Source organism: Streptomyces sp. NPDC031466 (assembly GCF_055581265.1).
In genome coordinates, this window is record NZ_JBVIJT010000005.1 from 595,876 (window position 1) to 620,072 (window position 24,197).

Below are 24,197 nucleotides of genomic sequence, written 5' to 3' on the forward strand. Positions count from 1 at the left end.
GAGCGGAACGCGTACGTCAGTCCGAGATGAGCCCGTCGCGCAGCTGCGCCAGCGTGCGCGTGAGCAGCCGCGAGACGTGCATCTGGGAGATGCCGACCTCCTCGCCGATCTGTGACTGCGTCATGTTGGCGAAGAAGCGCAGCATGATGATGCGGCGCTCGCGCGGCGGCAGCTTGGCCAGGAGCGGCTTGAGGGACTCGCGGTACTCGACGCCCTCCAGGGCCGTGTCCTCGTACCCGAGCCGGTCCGCCAGGGAGCCCTCGCCGCCGTCGTCCTCGGGGGCCGGGGAGTCCAGCGAGGAGGCGGTGTAGGCATTGCCCACCGCGAGGCCGTCGACGACGTCCTCCTCGGACACCCCGAGCGCGGCGGCGAGTTCGGGCACGGTGGGCGAGCGGTCCAGACGCTGGGCCAGCTCGTCGCTGGTCTTCGTCAGCGCGAGGCGCAGCTCCTGGAGGCGGCGCGGGACGCGTACCGACCAACTGGTGTCGCGGAAGAACCGCTTGATCTCGCCGACGACCGTCGGCATCGCGAACGTCGGGAACTCCACGCCCCGTTCGCAGTCGAAGCGGTCGATCGCCTTGATCAGGCCGATGGTCCCGACCTGGACGATGTCCTCCATCGGTTCGTTGCGGCTGCGGAAGCGGGCCGCCGCGTAGCGCACGAGGGGGAGGTTGAGCTCGATGAGCGTGTCGCGCACGTAGACACGCTCGGGGCTGTCCTGGTCGAGTGCGGCGAGCCGCAGGAACAGGGAGCGGGACAGGGTCCTGGTGTCGATGGCTTCCGGGGCCGTTGAGCTCTGGAGAGCCTCGGGTGTGCTCGGAAGCGCGTCGGGCGCGGATTCGCTCGGGCTCTTGATGAGCGTGAGCGTGAGCACCTTCGAGCTGCCCTGGTCTGCGGACATGCCACCCCCTTGAGGTCGCGGACGGTCGCGGCGGGCGCTCCCGTCGGAGGAACGCAGCCTCCACCTGAATACCGGAGGTGGGGCTACGGCAAACGCGGTTCCAGCAGAATGTCACATGTCGGCAACGCGCTGTAGTTACTTGTCGACAAACAAGGATGACATTCGTGCAGGAAAGAGGGGGTCTGAGGCTTTTGGGTGGGCGGTGGCGTCGGCAAGAGCCGCGACGGGACTCCACCCGATACGGTTACGCCTCGATCCGATTTGCGGATCGAAGCCGGGCGAAGCTTCTGGCGAGCAATCTCGACACATGCATCTGGGATACGCCCAGTTCGGCACTGATCTGTGACTGCGTCAGGTTGCTGTAGTAGCGGAGCAGCAGGATCCGCTGTTCGCGCTCGGGCAGTTGGACCAGGAGGTGGCGCACGAGATCGCGGTGCTCGACGCCGTCGAGCGCGGGGTCCTCGTAGCCGAGCCGGTCGAGCAGCCCGGGCAGCCCGTCGCCCTCCTGCGCGGCCTCAAGCGACGTCGCGTGGTAGGAGCGTCCCGCCTCGATGCACGCGAGTACTTCCTCCTCGGTGATGCGCAGCCGCTCGGCGATCTCCGCGGTGGTCGGGGAGCGTCCGAAGGCGGTGGTGAGGTCCTCGGTCGCCCCGGTCACCTGCACCCACAGCTCGTGCAGCCGCCGCGGTACGTGGACCGTGCGGACGTTGTCGCGGAAGTACCGCTTGATCTCGCCGACGACGGTCGGCATCGCGAAGGTCGGGAACTGCACCCCGCGGTCCGGGTCGAACCGGTCGATGGCGTTGATGAGCCCGATGGTCCCGACCTGGACGACGTCCTCCATCGGCTCGTTGCGGCTTCGGAAGCGGGCGGCCGCGTACCGCACGAGCGGCAGATTGGCCTCGATGAGCGCGCCGCGCACCCGGCCGTGCTCGGGGCTGCCCGGCTCCAGCTCCTTGAGCTGGCCGAAGAGGACCTGGGTGAGGGCCCGGGTGTCGGCGCCGCGGGTGCTGCCGGTGCTCGGAGCGTTCGTGGGGGGCACGGAGATGGGGGGCGGCGCCGCGGGGGAGGGGGTGCCGGGGGAGGAGGTCGTGGCGGGCGGGGTCGGATTCGCGGGTGGAGCCTCAGGCGCAGTACTGGCCGGCACGGTCAACGCCACCCCTTCTCAGTCAAGCCCAATCAAGCCCGGTCAAGCTCGATCGACCTCGGCCCTATTGTCGATCGACCTCGGTCAACTCATCCGTCAAAAGCGGTCATAGCATCACAAGACATGTGCACTGTGTGCAAGCACCTGATCACTACGTGTTGAGGGCAAGTTGGGCCCGGGGACGCCGAACGGCCCCGCACCGTCGTGGTGCGGGGCCGTTCGGGAAGCGGTCGCTCGGCGGGCGGCGGGGCCCGGGGTCCTCGGGGCGGCTCAGAACTCGTAGTCGGCGATCACCCAAGTGGCGAACTCCCGCCACAGGGCGACGCCGGCCTGGTGGGCCGGGTGCTCGAGGTACCGCTTCAGCGCGTCGGTGTCCTCGACCGCCGAGTTGATGGCGAAGTCGTACGCGATGGGGCGGTCGGTGATGTTCCAGTCGCACTCCCAGAAGGTCAGTTCCGGGATCTGCTCGCCGAGCGCACGGAAGGCCTCGACACCCTCGAGCACACGCGGCTCGTCGCGCTGTACACCGTCGTTGAGCTTGAAGAGGACCAGATGGCGGATCACGGGCACTCCTTGGGGAGGGTGGGGACGAGGGCTCGGCGGCCGCTCAGTCCTTGCCTCCGTTGGCGACCCACGTCATGAAGTCGCCGATGCTCCGAGCGGCGCTCGAAATGCCTTCGAACCCTATCTGGACGTAGTCGGCGGCCTTGGCGGGGTCGGTGATGATCACGTAGAGCGCGAAGACGACCACCACGAAGAGGCCGACCCTCTTCCACTGCACTGCCACGATCTGGCCTCCCCTTGCCGCGCCCAGTGTGACCCCTGTGACGGCGGTGAGTCTAACCCGGTCCACGCGCACCGGGTCTTTTCCGCCCGCACGCCCCTACCGACCCGCCCTCACCCGACTTTTAGGGACCAACGGCCCGGCAGCGCAGGCCCTTTGCCACCCCGCTCCGGGTGGCGCGGGGCGCAGGATGGACGGTGAGCCCGAGGGATCTGGCAGGAATCCACGGGTGAGGGACCGGCTCCACTGCGGGGTCCGCGCCGTCCGCTTCCCCCCGACGGCGGCGTCGACTTGAGGGCTGGTCCTCGTCGGGGGAAGCGGCTGTCCCCCCGATGCCGCTTCCCCCGTCCCGAGGAACCCCGGCGCCATGACGGCGCCGGGGTTTTTCGGCTGCGGAAGCAAGAACGCCCCCTGACCGGCACGGTCAGGGGGCGTTCTGAAAGCGGTAGCGGAGGGATTTGAACCCTCGGTGACTTGCGCCACACTCGCTTTCGAGGCGAGCTCCTTCGGCCGCTCGGACACGCTACCGAGAGGAACTCTAGCCCAAGGTGGCCCGTGTTCTGAAATCGATTGGCCGGGCCTCCTGTATCACCGTTTCCGGAAGAAGTCCGTCAGCCGGGTGGCGCACTCGTCGGCCAGGACGCCCTCGATGACCTCGGGGCGGTGGTTGAGCCTGCGGTCGCGGACGACGTCCCAGAGGGAGCCCGCGGCGCCGGCCTTCTCGTCGCGCGCCCCGTAGACGACCCGCTCGACGCGCGACTGCACGAGGGCGCCCGCGCACATCGTGCACGGCTCCAGCGTCACGACGAGCGTGCAGCCGGTCAGCCGCCACCGACCGAGCCCGGCGGCCGCCCTGCGGAGGGCGAGCACCTCCGCGTGCGCGGTGGGATCGCCGGTCAGCTCCCGTTCGTTGTGCCCGGCCGCGAGCACCGTCGTGCCGTCCGGGGACAGCACGACGGCGCCGACGGGCACGTCACCGCCCCGGCCGGCCAGCTCGGCCTCGGCCAGGGCGAGCCGCATGGGCGCCCGCCAGCGGTCGCGTACGGGGTCGTGGGGTTCGGGGCCGTGGTCGGGGCCCTGTTCGATGAGGTGGTCCACACCGGGAACCTAACGGACGGTCTCCAGCACCTCCGCCGCGCCGAGGATGTCGGCGATCTCGTTGAGGGCGTCGCCGGCCTCCAGACCGAGCAGGTCCTTCTGGGGCACGCCGAGGTCGGTGAGGAGCTGCGCGTCGCCGAGCGGCCCCGCGGGCACCGCGTCGCCGGTCACGACGGGCACGTCGTCCTCCTCCTCGTCGACGGCTTCCTGCGGTTCTCCGTCCTCCGTACCGTCGAGGTCGAGCGCGTCCAGGTCGGCGACGGTGTCGTCGGCCCCCGGATCGCGGCCGAGCATTTCGTCGGTGAGGAGGATCTCCCCGTACGCGCTCTTGGCGGCCGCGGCCGCGTCCGAGACGTAGATACGAGGGTCCTCCTCACCGTCCACACGGACGACGCCGAACCACGCGTCTTCCTGTTCGATGAAGACGAGGACTGTGTCGTCGGCGTGGTCGGCGGTGGCTTCACGGGCCAGGTCGGCCAGATCCGCCAAGGTCTCCACGTCGTCGAGCTCCGTGTCGCTCGCTTCCCACCCGTCTTCGGTGCGCGCGAGCAGTGCGGCGAAGTACACCGTGACTCTCCCACTGGTGATAGGCAGTGCCGGTTGGCGGTTTGGGGTCCCCCCGGCGAGGTCGGGGGGCGGGGAGTGCTGTGCCGAGCCCCGCCCATTCGGAATCGTGGCAGAAACCGCGCCGTCAGGAGAGGTCTTCGGGCCGCTGTGTCCGCGTCGCGTTCCTCACGGCCCCCCGTGGGGCCCGCCGCGCGCCGGGGCGGTCACCAGCGGAACGTGCGCATGCGCATCTGCTGACGCATCCGTGCCGCCCGGGCGCGGCGCGGCTTCACACGGTCGCGGAGCTCGATGGCCTCGGCGCGTTCCCGCAGGAACTGAGCGCGCCGTCGGCGTCGCTCGGCGTCGGTCTCGTCTTCCCGTTTGCGATCCGCCATGGGCCACCACCTCAGTTCGTACGTCCCCACCTTCCCCCGGTCGGCGGTGTTGATGCCAGCACGGAGCGGGGCCGGGGCCCGGTTACTGTTGATGCCATGCGGATCCACGTCGTCGACCACCCGCTGGTGGCGCACAAACTCACCACGCTGCGCGACAAGCGCACCGACTCCCCGACCTTCCGGCGCCTCGCCGACGAGCTGGTCACCCTGCTCGCGTACGAGGCCACCCGGGACGTGCGCACCGAGCAGGTCGACATCCAGACCCCCGTGACGCGGACGACGGGCGTGAAGCTGTCGTACCCGCGGCCGCTGGTCGTGCCGATCCTGCGCGCGGGTCTCGGCATGCTCGACGGCATGGTGCGGCTGCTCCCGACCGCCGAGGTGGGCTTCCTCGGCATGATCCGCAACGAGGAGACCCTGGAGGCCTCCACGTACGCGACGCGCATGCCGGAAGACCTCTCGGGCCGCCAGGTCTACGTCCTGGACCCGATGCTCGCCACGGGCGGCACGCTGGTCGCGGCGATCCAGGAACTGATCAAGCGCGGCGCCGACGACGTGACCGCCGTGGTGCTGCTCGCCGCCCCCGAGGGCGTCGAGGTCATGGAGCGCGAGCTGGCCGGCACGCCGGTGACGGTCGTGACGGCCTCCGTCGACGAGCGGCTCAACGAGCAGGGGTACATCGTCCCCGGCCTCGGTGACGCGGGCGACCGGATGTACGGGACGGCGGAGTAACCGCGGTCGGCAGTTCCTGACGGCGGAGTATCCGCGGTCAGCAGTTCTTTCCGCCGCCGGACGACTGGGGCGTCGGCTCGGGCCTGGTGAGTGCCGCCAGGGCCTTGTCGGCGTCCTCCTTTTTGACCAGGTCCTTGAACTTCTCCCCGATGATCAGGTCGACCTCGTCGCCGTCACGGCCGTCGGTCCTCAGCTCGGCGCCCGCGAGCTGGGTGCCGAGCACGGGCAGCGCGGCGGTGGCGGCCGTCCTGGCGCCGAGCAGTATCCCGGTGCCCTTGACCTTCTTGTCGAACTCCTTCGTCGCGTTGCCGACCTCGCCGATGGCGAAGCCGCGCTTCTTCAGCTCGTCCGCGGCGCCCTTGGCGAGGCCACCGCGGGGCGTGGCGTTGAAGACGTTGACGGTGATCTGGTCCGGCTTCGGCAGCGGCGCGGGCTTACCCTCGCGGCCCGCCTCGCGCGCGGCGCCGGGGTCGGTGCCCCGGGCGGGCGGATGGGAGCCGCCCGGCTCGCGGTCGCAGTCCGAGGCGGCCCGGCCGGCCACCGCCGACGCCGACGACGTATCGCCGCCGCCGGAGAAGACGTGGATGAGCTGCAGCGTGCCCCAGCCGATCAGGCCCAGGGCCGCGGCGGACGCGATGACCGCGAGCACGATCCTGCGGCGGCCGCCGGTGCGGCGCATACGCGGATATTTGTCCCCCGTGATGCGGTATTTGCCGCCCATGCCGGGGGGAGTGAGCATGCTCATGGGCGCAGCGTAGTGCGGCCTGGCGGCGATGCCTACTAAATGATCATTGACCGGGGGGCAGTCCAACCCGAAAGGGCCAACGAGGGGTCGAAAGGGCCCGTGCCCCGGGGGTCAGCCCAGTTCGAGGACGCGCGCGTGGAGCACCTGGCGCTGCTGGAGCGCGGCGCGGACGGCGCGGTGCAGCCCGTCCTCCAGGTAGAGGTCGCCCTGCCACTTCACGACGTGCGCGAAGAGGTCGCCGTAGAACGTGGAGTCCTCGGCGAGGAGCGTCTCCAGGTCGAGCTGGCCCTTGGTCGTCACGAGCTGATCGAGGCGGACCGGGCGCGGCGCGACGTCCGCCCACTGCCGGGTGCTTTCCCGGCCGTGGTCGGGGTACGGCCGGCCGTTTCCGATGCGCTTGAAGATCACACGGAAAGCCTACCGGTCAAGACTCTCCGGGCGCAGCCATGCCGACGGAGTGCGCCCCTGGGAAATGCCATCGCATATCCGGTCATACCGGAAACCGGTGGGCCAAGAGCGGGGGCCCAGGCGGGCGAGAGCCGACCATCGCCGTCCATGCCGGGTGCCGAGAATCGCTCGAACGGGTTACGTGTGCGCCGCCGGGGGTCTCATGGGGCGGGTCTCGCGGGGCCGGGGGTGCCGGAAAGGGGTGCGCGGGGCGGGGTGCCGGGAAAGGGTGTGCGGGCATCGCGGAAGCGGGGGCGCCGGAAAACGGTGTGCGGGGGTGGCGTCGGGGTCGGTAGCCTCGGGGGCATGTCTACGCCCCGCATCTCCTAGCCAGGACACACGCTTCCACGCCACCCGTGTGTCCATTCGCTACTGCGGAGCGTTACCCCATGATCACCGTACGAGGCATCGACGTACGCGTCGGCGCCCGGCTTCTGCTGTCCGGCGTCGACTTCCACATCGCCCCCGGCGACCGCATCGGCCTGGTCGGCCGCAACGGCGCCGGCAAGACCACCCTGCTGAAGATCCTCGCGGGCGCCGCGGCTCCCGCCGCCGGCACCGTCACCCGTACCGGCTCCGTCGGTCACCTCGCCCAGGACCCACGCGCCGCCGACCCCGCGGCCACCGTCATCGCCCGCGTCCTGTCCGCCCGCGGCCTGGACGAGGCCGTCGCCGCGCTGCGTACCGCCGAGGCGGCCATGGCCGCCGCCGCGAGCCCCGCCGCCCAGGAACGGGCCATGGCCGCGTACGCCCGCGCCGACGACCGTTTCCAGGCGCGCGGCGGTTACGCCGCCGAGGCGGAGGCCGCCCGCGTCGCCGCCGGGCTCGGGCTGCCCGAACGGGCGCTGCACCGGCCCGTCGGCGAACTGTCGGGCGGCCAGCGGCGCCGCGTGGAGCTGGCCAGGATCCTGTTCTCGCGGCACGACACGCTGCTCCTCGACGAGCCGACCAACCACCTCGACGCCGACTCGGTCGGCTGGTTGCGCGGCTACCTGTCGTCGTATCCCGGCGGCCTCGTGCTCATCAGCCATGACACCGGGCTGCTCGCCGACACCGTCAACCGCGTCTTCCACCTCGACCCGGGTCGGGCCGCCCTCGACGTGCACAACACCGGCTGGCACACCTACCTCGCCCAGCGCGCGGCCGACGACCGGCGGCGCGCCCGCGAACGTGCGAACGCCGAGCGGAAGGCGGCCTCGCTGCGCGCCCAGGCCGACAAGATGCGCTCCCACGTCGCCACCGCCACCGCCGCGAAGAACATGGAACGGCGGGCCGAGCGCATGCTCGCCGGGACGGAGCGGGTGCGGCGCGGCGAGAAGGTCGCGCGGATCCGGCTGCCCGAACCCGCGCCGTGCGGCCGCATGCCGCTCGGCGCGGTCAGCCTCACCAAGGCGTACGGCTCCCACCGGGTGCTCACGGGGGTCGACCTGGCCGTCGACCGGGGCAGTCGGCTGGTCGTCCTCGGGCTCAACGGCGCCGGGAAGACCACGCTGCTGCGGCTGCTCGCCGGACGCGAACGTCCCGACGAGGGTCGGGTCGTGGCGGGTCCGGGCCTGCGCCTCGGCTACTTCGCGCAGGAGCACGACACCCTGGAGGGCGCGAAGACCGTACGGGAGAACCTCGCGGACGCGGCCCCGCAGCTGACGGACGGTGAGGTGCGCCGCGTACTGGGGTCGTTCCTGTTCGGCGGGGACGACGCGGACAAGCCCGCCGCCGTGCTCTCCGGCGGCGAGAAGACGCGGCTCGCGCTGGCCGGACTCGTCCACTCCGGTGCGAACGTCCTGCTCCTCGACGAGCCCACGAACAACCTCGACCCGGCCTCCCGGGACGAGGTCCTCGCCGCCGTCGGCACGTACCCCGGGGCGATCGTCATGGTCACGCACGACGAGGGCGCGATCGACGCGCTGCGACCGGACCGCGTCCTGCTGCTCCCCGACGGGGCGGAGGACCTGTGGAGCCCCGAGTATCGGGGCCTGGTCGCCCTGGCCTGAGCGGTCGCCGGGCGGAGCCGGTCCCGGGGGTCGGGGGAGTCGGCCTCGGCGGTCGGCGGGGCCGGTCCCGGGGGTCGGGTGGGCGGAGAAGGCGGCTCCGCCCCGTCGGCTGTGCTTCCATGCTCCGATGAGACGAGACCGTGCCGCCGACGCGGCCGAAGGCCATCCTGTCCTGCGGGTGCGCGAGCGCGCCGGTGCGCCCGATCTGGAGGCGTGCGTGGAGGTGCTCGCCCAGGTGCACAAGAGGGACGGCTACCCCGTCAACTGGCCCGACCAGCCCGCCGACTGGCTGTCCGGCACCGCCGTCCTCGGCACCTGGGTGGCCGAGCTGGACGGGCGGGTCGTCGGGCACGTGGGCCTGTCCCGCAGCAGTGAGGGCGACGCGGCGCCCGCCCTGTGGAGCGAGCGCTCCGGCGCGGACGTCGGGGCGGCGGCGGTGGTCAGCCGCCTCTTCGTCGCGCCGGACGCGCGCGGCCACGGCATCGGCGCGCTGCTGATGGGGCGGGCCGCGCGGGAGGCGCGGGCGCGCGGCCTGCACCCGGTCCTGGACGTGGTCTCCTCCGACGCGTCGGCGGCCGCGCTGTACGAACGGCTGGGCTGGGAGCTGCTGGCCGTCGTCGAACAGGAGTGGGAGCCGGGGCAGCGGGTCGCCCTGCGTTGTTACGCGGCGCCTTCCGAGGGCGGGGCGTCTGCTCCGGGTGCCGTGCCGGGTGCCTCGGCGGCTGCCGTGCCGGCCGCCTCGTCGGGCGCCGTTACGGATGTCCCTTTGGACGCCGTTCGGGGCGCCGCCCCCGCCGCCTCTTCCGGGGCCGCCGCTCCTTCCGAGGCCGTCACCCGAAGCGCCGTCAGCAAGCCCTTCAGCGCCGGCTGAACAGGTGCCCCGGCCCGCACGGCGGCGTGGATCGCCCTGACCGGCTCGGGGTCCCTGAGTTCTCGTACGACCACATCGGGACGGTGTCCGGTGGCCAGGCCCAGCTCCGGCACCAGGCTGACGCCGAGCCCGGCGGCGACGAGCCCCTGCGCGGTGGCGTAGTCACCGCTCTCCACCGTGAAGTCGGGGGTGAAGCCGGCCGCCGCGCAGGCGTCGAGAACGGGGTCGAGGCAAGGGCCCGGCGTCTCGCCGGCGATCCAGGGGTCCTCGGCGAGGTCGGCGAGATCGAGTACCGGCCGGTCGGCGAGCCGGTGGCCGCGGGGGAGCACCGCGCGATAACGGTCGTCCAGCAGATGCACGAACCGGACCCCGTCCACCGGCGTCTGCTCGCGCGGCCCGACCACCAGCGCCAGATCGGCCCGCCGCTCCTTCACCTCCAGGGCCGGGTCGCCCGGCTCGCAGAGCTTCAACTCCACCTGTACGCCGGGCTGGTCGCGGCGCAGCGCGGCGAGCGCGGGAGCGACGAGGGGCGCCCCGGCCGTGGCGAAGTACCGCATCGAGACCCGGCCCGTCCGGCCCGCCCGCAACGCGGCGAGCGCGGTCTCCGCCTCGGCGGCGTGCCGTCCGATGACCGTCGCGTACTCGGCGACCAGGCGGCCCGCGTCCGTCGGCAGCACCCCGCGGCCGGTCCGTTCCAGGAGCGCGATGCCGGCCTCCTTCTCCAGGGCCGCCATCTGCTGGCTGACCGCCGAGGGCGTGTACCCCAGGTTCCGGGCCGCCGCGGTGACCGACCCACTGGCGACCACCGCCCGCAGAATCTGCATGCGCCGCATGTCGAGCATGGGTCCAGTGTGCGGCAGGGCCCGCGGCCTGTGTACAGCAGGGCTTAACTCTGGCTCCAGATCTTTTCGCTTGTCTTATGGGTGGGCGGGAGGAAAGGTACGGGGGCGCATACGGGAGCCACGTACGCGCCCCCCGTCGAAGCCCGGGTGAACCGGCGTACGTACGCGGAGGGGGCGTGGGCGTGGGCGCGTTCCCGGAGTGGTTGGCGGACCACCTGGCCCGCACCGCGGCCCCTCCGGCACATCAGCGCATCCGCACATCCCGCCGCCCGGCCCACGCCCGTCGGCATGCCCGCACGACACACACCCCTACAGGAGGCCCCGATGCTCAGCGGCACCCGTTCCACCCCGGTCCGCATGGGGCTGCTCGCCCTGCTCTGGGGTTCCGGATTCCTCTGGATCAAGATCGCCCTCGGCGGCGGCCTCACGCCGCTGCACCTCACGATCATCCGGTGCGCGCTCGGCGCCGCCGTGCTGCTCGTCCTGGCCCGCGCGGCCGGGCAGCGGATGCCGCGCGACCGCCGGGTCTGGGGCCATCTCCTCGTGGCCGCCTTCTTCTGCAACGCACTGCCGTTCTTCCTCTTCAGCCTCGGCGAGCAGACCGTCGACTCGGGCGTGGCCGGCGTCCTGAACGCCACCACCCCTCTGTGGTCCCTCGCCCTCGGCCTGCTGCTGCGCACCGAACGCCGGCTCGGCCCGCTCCGCCTCGCCGGCCTGCTGCTCGGCTTCGCGGGCACGCTGCTGATCTTCGCGCCCTGGCAGCAGACGGGGCTGGCCAGTTGGGGCGCGCTGGCCCTGCTCGCCGCGGCGGCCAGTTACGCCGTCGCCTTTGCCTACATGGCCCGCCACCTCATCACCCGTGATGCCGCCCCGCTGGCCCTCTCCGCCGCCCAACTGCTCACCGCCACGGGGCTGACGACGCTCGCCCTGCCGGCCGCGCCCACCGGCACGTCCTTCCCGACGTTCACGGCGATCGCCGCGGTCGTCGTCCTGGGCACACTCGGCACGGGCGTCACCTTCCACCTCAACTCCCGCCTGATCGCGGCCGAGGGCCCCACCGCGGCCGCGACCGTCGGCTATCTGCTGCCGGTGGTCTCGGTCGCGCTGGGCGCGCTCGTACTCGGCGAGGAGATCGGCCCGCGGGTCGTGGCGGGGATGGCGGTGGTACTCGTGGGGGTGGGGCTCACGCGGAACCAGAGGCGAAGCGACAGGGTCCCGCTCCGCGACAGCGCCCCCGGCACACTTCTTGGCGACAACCCCGGCCCGGTCCTCACCAGTAGCCCCAGTCCAGTCCTCAGCAGCAGCCGGCCCAGCCGAATGCCCGGCAGCAACCCCAGCCCGGTCCTCAGCAGCAAGCCACAGCCGGCTCCTCGCCCGTAACAGCAGCGCGATCCTCGGCAGCAACGCCGGTCTGATCCCCGGGCACTGGCCTCGGCCCATTTCTCAGCGGCAGCGGCAGCGGCCGCAGACCGCCCTGTCCAACACCACCGTTACGACGACGCGACGACGACGCGACGGCGACCGGGAGCGTGACCGAGACCCCGCTGAGCCGGCGGAGGGCGGCTGGACGCCACCGTGCTGCTGACCTGCTGACCTGCTGACCTGCTGACCTGCTGGCCGGTCGGCCGCACGCTCGGACAGCGCCACACGCTGATACCCGGGGACGGTTGCGCCCCGCGCTACATGGCGTGGCCGCTTACCAGGGCGCCGTGCTCCAACCGTCGCGGCGCGGGCACCCGGTACGGGCCGACCCGGCCCCGGGTTCCGGAACCCGGACCCCATCCCTCAGCCACCCCCGCCCCCGCCCCCCCCGCAACGCGTCGAAGCACTTCACACCTCACCCCTCGTCCTGGCGCCCCGCTCCCGCAGCCACGCGACGAGGTCGCTCGCGCCCGCCGCGACCGCGATGTCCAGAGGGGTCATCTCGTCGTACCCGACCCTGTCGAGCGCGGCGCCCTGCTCCAGCAGATAGGTAGCTGACGCCAGCTGGCCCCCGTGGCAGGCACCCCAGAAAGCGCTGTCGAGATCGTCGGCGTCCAGCGGGCCCGCCGCCACACGGGTCCGGAGCCGGTCGAGGAGCCCCAGCGTCGCCTCGTCCCGCAAGGTCGTCCGCGCCCCGTGCTCCAGCAGCCGCCGCGCGGCCCGCCACTGCCCGAACCCACACGCGTCGGCCAGCGGCGTCCCGCCCCCTATGACCGCGCCGCTCGCCTCGATGTCCGCCCCGGCGGCGACAAGGGCGTCCAGGGCCGCCACGTCGTCACTGCTGGCCGCCCAGTGCAAAGGCGTCTCGGAGTGCCCTCCGACGAATCGGGCGTCGGGGTCGGCGCCTGCCGCGATCAAGACTCCGATGACTTCGGGCGCCGCAGGGAGATGCCCGGGCCAGTCCGTGGCGATGTGCAGCAGAGTGCGCGTCCCGGCGGCGTCACCGTCCTGCCGGATCGAAGAAGCGGCAAGGCAGGCATGCGTACCGAGCAATTCATGGAGCACGGGCACGTCACCCGCGCGAATCGCCCCGGTCACCCTGACGGCCAACGGATCCCGCCAGTCAAGAACTGCCATGCCCCACCCCCCGATCCAGCCAACGATCAGCCCCCCACCAACTCCTCCGATGCTCTCAGCGACCACTGACAACGGACGGCGCCACCACCCGCCGGACGACCCACTCGCGGTACGGCACGACACCGAGAAGCACAGCGACGGCCACGGCGATCAGATGCTCGCGGCCGGCGAGATCGGCATCGGCGAAGGAACCCACCACCGTGGGGACGACGGCGACGACGAAGAGAACAGGGGCCCGCAGCACCACCGCCGTCCAGGCGAACAGCCCGACGATGGCGGCAGACGTCCCGGTGTCCACGGCATGCGCCGCACTGCCGGGGAGGCCGAGACGATCGGGGCCCAGCGCGATCATCACCCGCGCCCCGAGCGTCCCGGCGAGCGTCACGGCGTACGCCACCACCAGCGTGCGGGCACGACCGAAGAGCAGCTCGGCAAGCGCGAAGGCCAGGAACAGCCGGGGCAGCCCGCCCCACACGGGCAGATCCACGGCGGGCACGAACAGCGATACGGGCGTACGCAGCAGGGTCAGCCAGAGCGGCTGGTCGGCCCGCACCTCACTGACCACCCGCAGTACGTCGGCACCCACCGCCGTCTGCTGGAACGCGTGCAGGCCGGTCACGGCGACGGCGGCGAAGAGGGCCAGCGATACCCCCAGAGGCCCGCGCCGCCGAAGCTCACGCCACGGCACGGCGACGACACTCCGCCACTCACGGACCAGGGCTTCCCGGCCGAGCCCTATCAGGCAGCCAACAACCCGCGCCCCCCACACCATGACCCGCCCACCCTCTTCCTCACCCGCTCGACCACCCACCCGAACCTCGAAACGGAATGTCGGCCGGCCGCCGTCGGAGGGTACGCGAATGCACCAACCGTTGCTGCACTGCCATACCGATAACGCTGCCCTGCACCCAGCCGGGCACGGTGACTCCGTAAGAGGCGCTCTCAGGAGCTTGCGGTATTACGTGCGGCACTAGGCGCTCATGACTGGCCACTACCGGACAAGATGATCGACCAGAGAACACCGGGCTCCAGCCCGTTGTGAGGCGGCTCCTCGACGACATATACCGAGGAACGGGCTGTGGCCTCGCGGAAGTGGTTGAACCCGCCCATTGAGGGGTCCTCCACTTTTTCAAGGGCTCCACCTTGATCCTGTAGCTTCGTCCGGAACTGGTCGAACCCCATGCGCTCCGAGAAATCCCCGTACGACCGGGCGAGCGATAGTGGGACCACACCATCGAGACCGTGTGCCAAACGGTGGATCTGCAGTGAGGCGGATACGGATTCCCATAGGCCTGCGCGTTTGATGAAGGCGATTTCGATAAGTCCGTAGTCACGTCGCATGTGAGACTTCTGGACGTCGTCCAGGAAGTCGTCGCCGAGGCCCTCCTCCCAGGCTTCCGGAGGGGCGCCAAGAGGGATTCCCAATACCTCATTTCGCAAGGTAGCGGTCACGTAGAAGTCAATGTCTGACATCAGTCGACTTTCGGCTTGTTCAGCTTCTCAAGGTTCTTGATGATGAAGTGCAGTTCGGCGGCGCGGTTCTTGCTCATCCCGAATTCTCCCTTGTTCATGGAGTTCCGTGCGGACGTGGCCTTATCGATGATGTCACTCCTGAGGGCCGGATTCGAGTGGATCTCATCGAGGACCTTCTGTACTTGCGCGTTGCTGGCAGTACCGTGCTTCATCCTGATTCCCTCGGCGCCGATCCCGCCCTTGTCGTCCGGGAAGATGCGCACTTCCATGTTTTTAATGTGGATATGCGCGCCCTTGGTTCCCCAGTCCTGATACGCGACGGACGCGTGGATGTTGTATGGGGCGAGGCCGAGCGGATCGGCCCGGGTGTGGGGGTTGCTGACGTAGGTATCCGGGTTGGGCGCCGGGTCGAGGCCGAGCGGGTCCTGGGTGAGGTAGCGGGCCGTCTCGGGGTCGTAGTGGCGGAAGTAGTTGTAATGGAGGGCGGTTTCTGGGTCGAAGTACTGGCCGGGGAAGCGCAGCGGCGTGTACGCGGTGCTCCGTGCCGCCCACGCCGTGATCCCCCACAGAGAGGTGCGGGAGCGCCACGCGATGCCGCCGGCCTCGTCGAGGAGTTCGGTGGGGGTTCCGATCAGATCGGTGACAATCGAGAAGAAGCGTGTGTCGATCTCATCCTGCGGGGTGTCGGGAACCGCGACGCGTTCGAGCTGGCAGAGAGGCCTCAGGTCCTCGTGGTCCCAGGTGAGTGTCACCGTACTCGGCAGGGCGGGCCCCACGGTGGTCTGTTCGCAGAGCGTGGTGCCGTCCCACGTGAAGATGGTCTCTTCGACCGCTGTGCTGCCGTCTGGAGCGAGGCGCTGCTTGGTGATGCGACGGCCCAGAGGGTCGTACTTGTAGCGCCACGTGGTGCCGTCTGGCGTGACCACTTCGGTGAGGCGGTTTTCGGTGTCCCAGCGGTAGCGCCAGGTGTCCGGCCTCCGGGACAGGCGGGCCTTCTGCCGGAGGATGATCCGGCCTGCCGCGTCGTGCTCATAGCGGACACCGCCGGCCCGGGTGATGTGGGTTCCGGTGTACGAGCGGGGTCCGGTGGCTTCCTGGCCGGGATGGTCGTGGGGCCATGAGGCGTTCGTCTGGTTGCCTGCGTCGTCGTACGCGTACGACTCTGTCCAGTCGGCCGCGCGTACGGCGGTGACGCGTCCTGTGATGTCCAGTTCGAAGTGGCGTGTGCCGCTGAGGTGGTCATCGATATGGATGAGGTTGTCGTCGGGACGGTAGGAGTAGGCCCGGCGCTGGATCACCTTCGCTTTCGGTCCGCTGATGGCCTGAGCCACCATGCGGCCGAGATCGTCGAAGGAGTTGGCCAGAGTGATCGTGGAGCCGATGTGGCGAGCTGTCTCTCGCCCTGCCGCATCGCGGTCGAAGTCGATCGTGCGATCGGCGGTGACCAAACGGGTGAGGTTGCCCACCGCGTCGTAAGTTCGGTGGTGGAACGCGCCGGTTGGGGTGGTGCGGTGGATGCGGCGGCCCAGGAGGTCATAGCCGTAGGTGATGGTGCGGCCGTTCACCGTCTCCGCCAAGAGGCGCCCGGCGACGTCGCGCTCGAAGAGGACAGTGGCGTCGGGTCCGACCGCCTGCGTCAATTGTCCGGCGAGGTTGTATGTGAAGGCAGTGACGGCGCCATGGGCCTCCTTGCGGACGAGTCGGCCGAGCTCGTCGTACGCGAAGTGGAGTACCTCGCCCAGACTGTTGGAGCGTGAGGTGGGGCGGCCCACTGGATCATGGGTGTATGTAAGGCAGTGCCCGTTGAAGTCGGTCTCGCGGGAGAGGCGTCCGGCCGCATCGTACTTGTAACTCCATTCCATCCCCTGAGGGTTGGTGACCTTCGTCAAGCGGAGCTCGGTGTCGTGCGTGAAGGTGTGGCGCGCACCGTCCGGGCCGGTACGCGCTGACATCAGGTCGAAGTGGGTGTACTCGAAGCGAGTGATGGCACCGAACCCGTTGGTGTGGCTGGTGCAGTTTCCCTCGCCGTCGTAGGTCCAGTACTCGCTGGTGCCGTCGGAGGTTGTACGGGAGGCGAGCTGGCCATCGGCCGTCCACTCCAACTGGGTCGTATGGCCGAGCGCGTCGGTCATGCTGACGGTACGCCCGAAGGTGTCACGTCCGAGATGGGTGGTGGCTCCCAGTGGGTCGGTGAACTCCACTGGCAGTCCGGCCGCATTGCACCGGAGCCGAGTTACGTGACCGAGAGCGTCGGTTATCTGCTTGATATGCCCGTGCATGTCGTGGGCGTATTGAGTGGTCGCCCCTGTCGGGTCCGTACTCGCGGTGCGATTACCGCGGTCGTCATACTCCTCACGCCAGACGGACCCGTCCGGCTCGATGACCTGTGTGACCAAACCGAGTGCGTTGTACTCGGAGGCGACCTCCCGGCCATCGGGGCGAGTGATGGACACCGGGAGCCCCTGCTCGGTGTAGCGGTAGTGAGTGGTGTTCCCCAGGGGATCGGTGACGGCGGTCAGCCGGTGCTCGTCGTCCCACTCTTGGACCGTGACGTTGCCGACAGGGTCGGTCAGCCGGATGAGACGGAACGCCTCATTGTGTTCGTACCGGGTGACGTTGCCTCTGGAGTCGGTCACCGCCGTCGTCCGCGTCGCATCGTCATAGGCCAGGGCTCCGGACAGGAAGCCCCCGCTTCCCTCGGTACGCGCTACACGGCCACGGCCGTCGTACGCGTAGGTGTAACGGGTGTCGTTACGGTCGGTCCAAGAGGTGATCCGGCCCACCTCGTCGTAAGTGAACCGCATGGGCAGGCCGGAGGAGTTGGTGACTTCGGTGAGATGCCCGCTGCTGTCGTATCCGTACGAAACCAGTGGTATGCCTCTGGCCTCGGGGTGGTGCGGGGCGAGGAGACGCAGGGCGGCGATGCGGGGCAGGTCGGAATGGCAGTCGATGACGACGCGATACCCGCCGCTGTGGCGGACCTCCGCCGGAGCGCCGTCATCTGTGTAGCGGATGGTGATCCGCTGCCCGTTGCGATCCACGATCTCCTGAAGTGGAAGATCGACCGCGCCACCCTCGTCGGTGGGCCGCGGGCTGTGGAAGATGCAGGTCTGCCCGGTTATGGGATCGGTGACGCGCATGCCGCCATCGGTGCCCACGTCCCAGGTCAGGGGCAGGCGCGGGCCGACCTCCGGATACACGGGTTCTTCTGCTCCAGCGGCCGGGTGGGGGTAGACGAGCCGTATGCCGTCGGAGGTGGTGTAGATGATGCCCTCGTCATCGGCTTGTAGGCGCTGGTCGAGGGTGGAGGCCCAGGAGGGTCCGAACCAGCCTCCCCATCGGTACGACGACAGGTGGGTGCGTTCCAAGAGCAAGGGCAGGGTGCCCGGCAGCTCGACGTCGGTCTGCGGCAGCAACACATCGCCGGTGGCCACGTCGATCGGGTCACGGTCGAGCTTCTTGAGGACTGCCTTGATGGAGGCGGGTAGCTTCTCCCACTCCGATGGGCGCAGTCTGGGCCGTGACAGACCGGAGCCGTCCAGCTTCAAAGCCTTGCCGAGCTTGGCGAGTTCGCTGGGTTTTAGTTTGCCCAGGCCTTTGCCGAGGGCTTTCCCCAGGGCACCGGCGCCGACTCCGAAGGCGGCGCCGGTGGTCAGCAGCTCTGCCAGCTTGCCGGGGTCCTTGAAGGCGCCGGGGTCTTGCAGGGCGGCGTCGAAGGCGGAGAACTTCATGCCCTCGCCCGCGAGTCTGCCCGCCCTGGCGATGGTCTTGATCTCCCCGAGGGCCTTGAGTGCTCGTTCCAGACCGCGGATCGCTTCCATGACGGTGCGGATGACCCTGGCCATGCGGCTGCCGGACTTCTCGATCCGGGCGATCAGTGCCACGACCTTCGCGGCCCGCGCGCCGGCCGCGAGGCTGCCCGCGATTGCGGACAGGCCGCCGGTCAGGACCGACAGGGCAAGGCCCGCGATCTCGAACTCGGCTATTTCGGCGAGGATCACACCGATCTCGGTCAACAGTGCATGGGCTTCATCGGCGAAGTCGTCCAGCGCCTTGGCGCCCTTGCGCAGCGAGTCGGCCATGTCGGTGGCCTGCGTGCGGGCGGTCTTGGCCCGCTTGTGGAGGGCCTTGGCGGCCTTCCCCTCCCACTCCAGGTCCTGGAGCGCGGTCTCGGCGTCGCGGGCGGCGGCATCCAGGCCCTTCGCCAGGGCCCGCCATTCCTTGGCCAACTCGCGGATGCCGTCGGGGTCGACGGCCGGATCGGTGATGCCGAGGAACTCCAGACCGCTGGCCAGGGTGTCCCCGAAGGCGTGGTTGGCCTTGTTGATCCAGTGCAGCGGATTGAGATCTTCGGCGTCGATGTCGCCGGGGATGATGTCGAAGCCCATCGACGGCTCAGCCCTTCTTGGCGCGAGCCGCGGCGGACAACAGGACATCCAGCAGATCGAAGGCGTCGGAAACGTCGCCCAGGAATTTCGCCTCCGCCTCCCACTCCTTGTGCAGGTCCCCGGTGAGCCTGGCGATGGTGTCCATGCCGTCCTGGATGTCGTCCTTGGCACTCATCAGAGAACCCAGCACCCCGAACGCGGACAGATCGTGCGAAGCGGCCTTGAAGTCGTGCAACGGCTTACGGGTGTGGTCATCCACCTTGCCCAGAGCGGAGGCCGCCTTATGCAAGGCCGCCGCATCCTTCTTCAAGTCCGACATACTGACTGTCCCCCTGGGTTGAGCTGGTTCTAGGTGCGACGCGCTGACGTGTGCAGACCGGATCGGCCCACAGTCTCGGTCAGCGGTTGATGGACTGGATCTCCTGGACGTTCATGCCCTGGGTCGTCTCGAAGGTGCCGTTGGGCAGGCTGCCCTTCGCACCGCCTGTGCCCTCCCAGGAGATCTCCCAGGTGAGCGACACCTTCAGCTCGTACGGTTCGCCGTTCGTGGCGCGGAGGTACTGGATCCCGCACGGCGGCTCCTGTCCGGCGTCGCCCTTCTTGTACGGGGTGCCGATGGAGCCGTCCTCATTGACCGGGCAGTCGCCGGAGGCGGAGAACGTCTTCGCGTACTCGGTTCCGGGCTCCAGGTGCAGGGCCACCGGCTTCGCGGTGGTCACCGCCCACAAGCCGGTGCCGGGCAGGTCGGCGCGGACCGTGACGTCCCTGAAGGTGGCCTTGTCCAGCCACGCCCAAGTGGGCAAGTTGACCGTTGACTTACCCTCGGGCCTCAGCTCGACCTCGGTGTCCGGAACCTTGATCTTGTCGTACGCGAACGCGGCGAGAGTCTCGGGAGTGGGGGCGTTCTCGTCGTTCGGGATCGTGCCCGCGTCCTGCCAGAACATGATGCGGCCGCAGTCCCACGCCTTGGGGTCCTGGTACATGCCCTCACGGACCGTGCTGCGCCAGAACATGCCCTTCTTGCCGATGTTGTAGTTCTTGTATCCGTCGGCGCTCGTGTCCTCGGGAAGCTTCAGGTCGAAGTTGTTGTCGGCCTTCCCCTTCTCGTAGTGGTCCACCCAGAGGCCGTTGCTCCACCAGACGTGCGCGTTGACCAGCCCGCCCTCACCGGTGGCAACCGCGTCCTTGAGTTCCTTCGGTGCGAAGGCGGGCTCGTACCAGCATGCCGGTGGTTCCCAATTCGGGTCCACCGAGACAAGCTCCCCCACATTGGCCTTCGCCGTTTGGCCGCCGGGGTACGTGAGCTTGATCTTCGAGTTCGACACCGATGCCATGAGTGATTGACCGGAGGCGTCACCACTGGGACCCGAGGGCTTGCTCGGCTGCTTGGACTTGTCGTCCCCGCCGAACGCGTGGGCCATGCCGGGCACCGCTACGACGACGAGCATCGAGGCAACCAGCAGGCCCGCGGTCCTGGAACGGAGCGGCATGTTCAGCAGCCTCCCCGTTCGGTCTCCGAGTAGCTCGTCCTCCACACACCCTGAGAGGTCTTGTCGAGCCGGTTGCGGTACTGGACGCGCGCTTTGGAGTCCTGGGGTGTGTGCTCGACCTTGCCGCTCCGGGTGTTCTTGGTGGAGCCCTTGCTCTCGTCGACGCAGTAGAACAACACGCCGCTGCCGTCATCCGCGATGCTCACCTGCGGCTTCGACACCGTGGCGCGGCCGATCAGAACCAGGTCGTCATCGGCGAAGCCCTTGATCCACTTGCGGGCCGACCGGCCGGCGGCACCGTCGGTGTAGAAGGCCAGCGCCTTGGAGTCCGGGTTACCCTCGATGATCGCCGCGTACTCGGCCAGCAGTTCCTGTCTGCCGTCATGCAAGATCGCCTGCTTCTTGGGGTCCGCGTCCGTCCACCCCTGGAAGTCGGCCCGGAAGCTCTTGGGGAGCGTGATCTTCGGGCGGCCTGCTGCCGTGTCGGAGGGCGTGGCGGAGGCCGACGGGGCGGCACTCGGTCGCGTGTCCGCCCCGGCGATCTTCTCGTTGCCCTTGTCGTCGTCAGAGCTGCCGCAAGCGGTCAACAGCAGGGCAGCGGAAGCCGCGAGCGCGGCCGCCACGAACCGGGTCGAGCGGTTCACAATCGTCTCCGATGGGGTGAGGGTTAGCCCAAGCGAAGCAACGGTATCCGTGACGGTCTGGTGACGCAGAAAGGGGCCAGGCTTTGGCTGAGACAAAGCTGTGCTGAACGACCCCGGTTCGAGTGGGGCCCACGGCGATTCCATTGCGCCCGCCTCTTCCCTGGTTCCCCGGCGCTCTCCGATCACCTTGCGGGCTGGGCTGCTGAGGTCCTTCCCGGCCACCACGTGGACGGGCGAGCACCTCTCGCCGTACGGGAACTGTCGGCACGTCCGGAACCTGGAGCCGTGCAATTACGGTCGCGAACAACTGCCCTAGGCCGTAGGCCCTCGCCGCGAGCGCCGAGGTGCTGCTCGGCAGCAGTCGGCCCATGAAGGCCAGCGCCGAGCCAGAAGCCGAGCCAGAAGTGGATGAGACGGAAACTGGGACCCAGGCATGCCGAAGGCCCCGGTCGCTGGAGCGATCCGGGGCCTTCGTCTGCCCTGGCGGGCGAGTGCGGAGGATACGAGATTCGAACTCGTGAGGGGTTGCCCCCAACACGCTTTCCAAGCGTGCGCCCTAGGCCACTAGGCGAATCCTCCGCCGCAAACAATACAAGACGTTGGGGAGTGCTCGCGAACACGGTCCGGGGGCGGCCCCGGGATCGGTCTCGTCGTGATCGTTCCGGGGCGGTCCGGTCCGGGGGCGCGTCGCTTCCGGGGGTGGGGATCCGCTACTGTGGGGGGCAGCCCCTCACGTGGCGCTATCTGACTGAACTCCCCCAGGGCCGGAAGGCAGCAAGGGTAGGTCGGCTCTGGCGGGTGCGTGGGGGGCGCTTTGCGTTGGCGCGGTCCGGGTTGTCAGTGGGCGCCTATAACCTCGTATGCGTGTCGTCTCTCGCGTTGTACCGCCGTTATCGCCCGGAGTCGTTCGCCGAGGTCATCGGGCAGGAGCATGTGACCGACCCGCTGCAGCAGGCGCTGCGGAACAACCGGGTCAATCACGCGTACCTGTTCAGTGGCCCGCGCGGCTGCGGCAAGACGACGAGCGCGCGCATCCTGGCCCGCTGCCTCAACTGTGAGCAAGGTCCCACTCCCACGCCCTGCGGCGAGTGCCAGTCCTGCCGCGACCTCGCGAGGAACGGCCCGGGTTCGATCGACGTCATCGAGATCGACGCCGCGTCCCACGGAGGCGTGGACGACGCCCGTGACCTGCGCGAGAAGGCCTTCTTCGGCCCCGCGTCGAGCCGGTACAAGATCTACATCATCGACGAGGCCCACATGGTCACCTCCGCGGGGTTCAACGCCCTGCTGAAGGTGGTCGAGGAGCCCCCGGAGCACCTGAAGTTCATCTTCGCGACGACCGAGCCCGAGAAGGTCATCGGCACGATCCGGTCGCGTACGCACCACTATCCGTTCCGGCTCGTGCCGCCCGGCACGCTCCGGGAGTACCTCGCCCAGGTCTGCGGCCAGGAGGACATGGCCGTCGAGGAGGGCGTGTTCCCGCTCGTCGTGCGGGCCGGCGCCGGGTCCGTGCGTGACTCGATGTCCGTCATGGACCAGCTCCTCGCCGGCGCGGGTGACGACGGTGTGACGTACGCCATGGCCACCTCGCTCCTCGGGTACACCGACGGCTCACTGCTCGACTCCGTGGTCGAGGCCTTCGCCTCCGGGGACGGCGCGGCCGCCTTCGAGGTCGTGGACCGCATCATCGAGGGCGGCAACGACCCGCGCCGCTTCGTCGCCGACCTCCTGGAGCGGCTGCGGGACCTGGTGATCCTCGCCGCCGTGCCGGACGCCGCCGAGAAGGGGCTCATCGACGCCCCCTCCGACGTCGTGGAGCGGATGCAGGCCCAGGCCGGCGTCTTCGGGGGCGCCGAGCTGAGCCGCGCCGCCGACATCGTCAACGAGGGCCTGACCGAAATGCGCGGCGCCACCTCGCCGCGCCTCCAGCTCGAGCTGATCTGCGCGCGCGTGCTGCTCCCCGCCGCGTACGACGACGAGCGCTCCGTCATGGCCCGCCTCGACCGCCTGGAGCGCGGGGGGAACTTCGTCCCGGGCGGCCAGGGCCCCGGGCCCGCCATGGCGTACGTCCCCGGGCCCGACGCCCACGCGGGCGCCCACCCGGGCGGCCCCGCGCCCGTCCCGCAGGGCCCGCCGGTGCCTCCGGGAGGCGGCCCGGCCGCCGTGCGTGCGGCCGTACGAGGTTCAGGGGCGCCGCAGGGCGGCCCGGCCCCGGAAACGACCGCCCCGCAGACCCCGGCGCCCCCGGCGCCGACACCGGCACCCCAGGCCCCCGCCCCGCCCACCCCCGCACCGCAGGCCGCGCCCCCCGCTGCCGCTCCCGCCACCCCCTCCGCCACGTCCGCCCCCTCCGGCGAGCGACGACCGGGCGGCTGGCCCACGGCCTCGGCCCCCGGCGGCGGCCCCGCGGCAGCCGCCCCCACCGCTCCCGGCGGATCCGCGGCCCCCTCGGCCCCGCGGCCGGGCGGCTGGCCCACCGCCGCCTCCACCGGAGGGAGCGGCCCCGCCACGCCGCCGCCCCCGGCCCAGCAGGCCCCCTCCCCGGCCGCCGCCCCCGCCCCCATGGCTGCGCAGGCGGCCCCGGCGGGCGGCCCCGACCCGCGTTCCCTGTGGCCGAACATCCTGGAGGCAGTGAAGAACCGCCGCCGCTTCACCTGGATCCTGCTCAGCCAGAACGCCCAGGTGGCGGGCTTCGACGGCACGACGCTCCAGCTCGGTTTCGTCAACGCCGGGGCTCGGGACAACTTCGCCAGCAGCGGCAGCGAGGACGTGCTGCGGCAGGCGTTGTCCGAGCAGTTCGGCGTGCAGTGGAAGGTCGAGGCGATCGTCGACCCGTCGGGCGGCTCCGCGCCCCCGCCGGCCGCGGGCAACTTCGGTGGCGGCGCTCCCGCCCCCTCCCGCCCCGTGGCCCCGCCGCAGCACCGCACGCCGTCTCCGGCCGCCCCGTCCGCCCCGGCCGCGCCGTCACCGGCCCCGGAGCCCGCGCCGCCGTCCCGGCCCACCCCCGCCCGGGAGCACGTGTCCCCCGAGGACGACATCCCTGCGGACGACGACCCCGACCTCGTCGAATCGGCCCTGTCCGGCCACGACCTGATCGTCCGCGAGCTGGGCGCCACGGTGGTGGACGAGTACCCGAACGAATAG

21 protein-coding genes, 2 tRNA genes, 1 other RNA gene and 1 pseudogene are annotated in these 24,197 nt (G+C 70.3%); 6 read left to right on the forward strand and 19 right to left on the reverse strand.

The window, feature by feature from the left end; genetic code table 11:
• Window positions 1-16 precede the first annotated feature (16 nt).
• The 8 genes from ACZ5GP_RS14755 to ACZ5GP_RS14790 form a co-directional block, all read right to left on the reverse strand.
• Entirely contained in the window at window positions 17-901 is an 885-nt protein-coding gene (locus tag ACZ5GP_RS14755; protein ID WP_468751198.1) for an RNA polymerase sigma factor SigF, read from the reverse strand.
• A 244-nt stretch (window positions 902-1,145) separates the two neighbouring features.
• Window positions 1,146-2,060 (reverse strand): RNA polymerase sigma factor SigF, encoded by a 915-nt coding sequence (locus ACZ5GP_RS14760; RefSeq protein ID WP_468751199.1) that lies wholly within the window; start codon window positions 2,058-2,060, stop codon window positions 1,146-1,148.
• A gap of 258 nt (window positions 2,061-2,318) precedes the next feature.
• The gene (locus ACZ5GP_RS14765) at window positions 2,319-2,612 is read right to left on the reverse strand and encodes a Dabb family protein (protein ID WP_468751200.1); all 294 of its coding nucleotides are present in this window, start codon (window positions 2,610-2,612) and stop codon (window positions 2,319-2,321) included.
• Between the two features lie 43 nt (window positions 2,613-2,655).
• The gene (locus ACZ5GP_RS14770; protein ID WP_358582426.1) at window positions 2,656-2,835 is read right to left on the reverse strand and encodes a hypothetical protein; all 180 of its coding nucleotides are present in this window, start codon (window positions 2,833-2,835) and stop codon (window positions 2,656-2,658) included.
• Window positions 2,836-3,275: 440 nt separating this feature from the next.
• Window positions 3,276-3,360 (reverse strand) — tRNA-Ser (locus ACZ5GP_RS14775).
• 60 nt (window positions 3,361-3,420) lie between these two features.
• Window positions 3,421-3,852 (reverse strand): tRNA adenosine(34) deaminase TadA, encoded by a 432-nt coding sequence (tadA, locus tag ACZ5GP_RS14780; protein ID WP_468751284.1) that lies wholly within the window; start codon window positions 3,850-3,852, stop codon window positions 3,421-3,423.
• 87 nt (window positions 3,853-3,939) lie between these two features.
• Window positions 3,940-4,497 (reverse strand): tRNA adenosine deaminase-associated protein, encoded by a 558-nt coding sequence (locus ACZ5GP_RS14785; protein ID WP_468751201.1) that lies wholly within the window; start codon window positions 4,495-4,497, stop codon window positions 3,940-3,942.
• A 203-nt stretch (window positions 4,498-4,700) separates the two neighbouring features.
• On the reverse strand, window positions 4,701-4,871 hold the full coding sequence (locus tag ACZ5GP_RS14790) for a hypothetical protein (protein ID WP_358582439.1): 171 nt from the start codon (window positions 4,869-4,871) through the stop codon (window positions 4,701-4,703).
• Window positions 4,872-4,967: 96 nt separating this feature from the next.
• On the opposite strand from ACZ5GP_RS14790, the gene upp reads away from it, so the two are divergent.
• Entirely contained in the window at window positions 4,968-5,603 is a 636-nt protein-coding gene (gene upp / locus ACZ5GP_RS14795; RefSeq protein WP_468751202.1) for a uracil phosphoribosyltransferase, read from the forward strand.
• A gap of 37 nt (window positions 5,604-5,640) precedes the next feature.
• On the opposite strand, the gene ACZ5GP_RS14800 is transcribed toward upp, so the two are convergent.
• On the reverse strand, window positions 5,641-6,348 hold the full coding sequence (locus ACZ5GP_RS14800) for a LytR C-terminal domain-containing protein (protein WP_468751203.1): 708 nt from the start codon (window positions 6,346-6,348) through the stop codon (window positions 5,641-5,643).
• Window positions 6,349-6,459: 111 nt separating this feature from the next.
• A complete protein-coding gene (locus ACZ5GP_RS14805) occupies window positions 6,460-6,756 on the reverse strand; it encodes a type II toxin-antitoxin system VapB family antitoxin (RefSeq protein ID WP_003955420.1) in 297 nt (98 codons plus the stop codon).
• 428 nt (window positions 6,757-7,184) lie between these two features.
• Between ACZ5GP_RS14805 and ACZ5GP_RS14810 the strand changes: the two genes are divergently transcribed.
• Window positions 7,185-8,786 carry an ABC-F family ATP-binding cassette domain-containing protein gene (locus ACZ5GP_RS14810; protein WP_468751204.1) on the forward strand — a complete coding sequence of 534 codons (1,602 nt, stop codon included), beginning with the start codon at window positions 7,185-7,187 and terminating at the stop codon, window positions 8,784-8,786.
• 217 nt (window positions 8,787-9,003) lie between these two features.
• Window positions 9,004-9,462, forward strand: a pseudogene (locus ACZ5GP_RS14815) (GNAT family N-acetyltransferase); the annotation flags it as partial.
• On the opposite strand, the gene ACZ5GP_RS14820 reads toward ACZ5GP_RS14815, so the two are convergent.
• Window positions 9,447-10,481 carry a LysR family transcriptional regulator gene (locus ACZ5GP_RS14820; protein WP_468751285.1) on the reverse strand — a complete coding sequence of 345 codons (1,035 nt, stop codon included), beginning with the start codon at window positions 10,479-10,481 and terminating at the stop codon, window positions 9,447-9,449. The pseudogene ACZ5GP_RS14815 and the gene ACZ5GP_RS14820 sit on opposite strands and share 16 nt — an antisense overlap.
• A 342-nt stretch (window positions 10,482-10,823) precedes the next feature.
• Between ACZ5GP_RS14820 and ACZ5GP_RS14825 the strand changes: the two genes are divergently transcribed.
• Entirely contained in the window at window positions 10,824-11,879 is a 1,056-nt protein-coding gene (locus ACZ5GP_RS14825) for a DMT family transporter (RefSeq protein WP_468751205.1), read from the forward strand.
• 450 nt (window positions 11,880-12,329) lie between these two features.
• On the opposite strand, the gene ACZ5GP_RS14830 is transcribed toward ACZ5GP_RS14825, so the two are convergent.
• The 8 genes from ACZ5GP_RS14830 to ACZ5GP_RS14865 form a co-directional block, all read right to left on the reverse strand.
• Complete coding sequence (locus ACZ5GP_RS14830) at window positions 12,330-13,058, reverse strand: ankyrin repeat domain-containing protein (protein ID WP_468751206.1); 729 nt, start codon at window positions 13,056-13,058, stop codon at window positions 12,330-12,332.
• 55 nt (window positions 13,059-13,113) lie between these two features.
• The gene (locus ACZ5GP_RS14835) at window positions 13,114-13,830 is read right to left on the reverse strand and encodes a hypothetical protein (RefSeq protein WP_468751207.1); all 717 of its coding nucleotides are present in this window, start codon (window positions 13,828-13,830) and stop codon (window positions 13,114-13,116) included.
• A gap of 206 nt (window positions 13,831-14,036) precedes the next feature.
• On the reverse strand, window positions 14,037-14,531 hold the full coding sequence (locus tag ACZ5GP_RS14840; protein ID WP_468751208.1) for a hypothetical protein: 495 nt from the start codon (window positions 14,529-14,531) through the stop codon (window positions 14,037-14,039).
• On the reverse strand, window positions 14,531-18,919 hold the full coding sequence (locus ACZ5GP_RS14845) for a DUF6531 domain-containing protein (protein WP_468751209.1): 4,389 nt from the start codon (window positions 18,917-18,919) through the stop codon (window positions 14,531-14,533). Before ACZ5GP_RS14845 ends, ACZ5GP_RS14840 begins: the two co-directional genes overlap by 1 nt.
• A 7-nt stretch (window positions 18,920-18,926) precedes the next feature.
• Entirely contained in the window at window positions 18,927-19,238 is a 312-nt protein-coding gene (locus ACZ5GP_RS14850; protein ID WP_468751210.1) for a hypothetical protein, read from the reverse strand.
• Window positions 19,239-19,317: 79 nt separating this feature from the next.
• A complete protein-coding gene (locus ACZ5GP_RS14855) occupies window positions 19,318-20,409 on the reverse strand; it encodes a hypothetical protein (protein WP_468751211.1) in 1,092 nt (363 codons plus the stop codon).
• Window positions 20,410-20,411: 2 nt separating this feature from the next.
• Window positions 20,412-21,053 carry a hypothetical protein gene (locus tag ACZ5GP_RS14860; protein ID WP_468751212.1) on the reverse strand — a complete coding sequence of 214 codons (642 nt, stop codon included), beginning with the start codon at window positions 21,051-21,053 and terminating at the stop codon, window positions 20,412-20,414.
• 494 nt (window positions 21,054-21,547) lie between these two features.
• Window positions 21,548-21,632: transfer RNA gene (locus ACZ5GP_RS14865), tRNA-Ser, on the reverse strand.
• Window positions 21,633-21,774: 142 nt separating this feature from the next.
• Here ACZ5GP_RS14865 and ffs point away from each other — a divergent pair.
• Both ffs and ACZ5GP_RS14875 read left to right on the forward strand, forming a co-directional pair.
• Window positions 21,775-21,873: signal recognition particle sRNA small type (gene ffs / locus ACZ5GP_RS14870), an RNA gene on the forward strand.
• Between the two features lie 44 nt (window positions 21,874-21,917).
• The gene (locus tag ACZ5GP_RS14875) at window positions 21,918-24,197 is read left to right on the forward strand and encodes a DNA polymerase III subunit gamma and tau (protein WP_468751213.1); all 2,280 of its coding nucleotides are present in this window, start codon (window positions 21,918-21,920) and stop codon (window positions 24,195-24,197) included.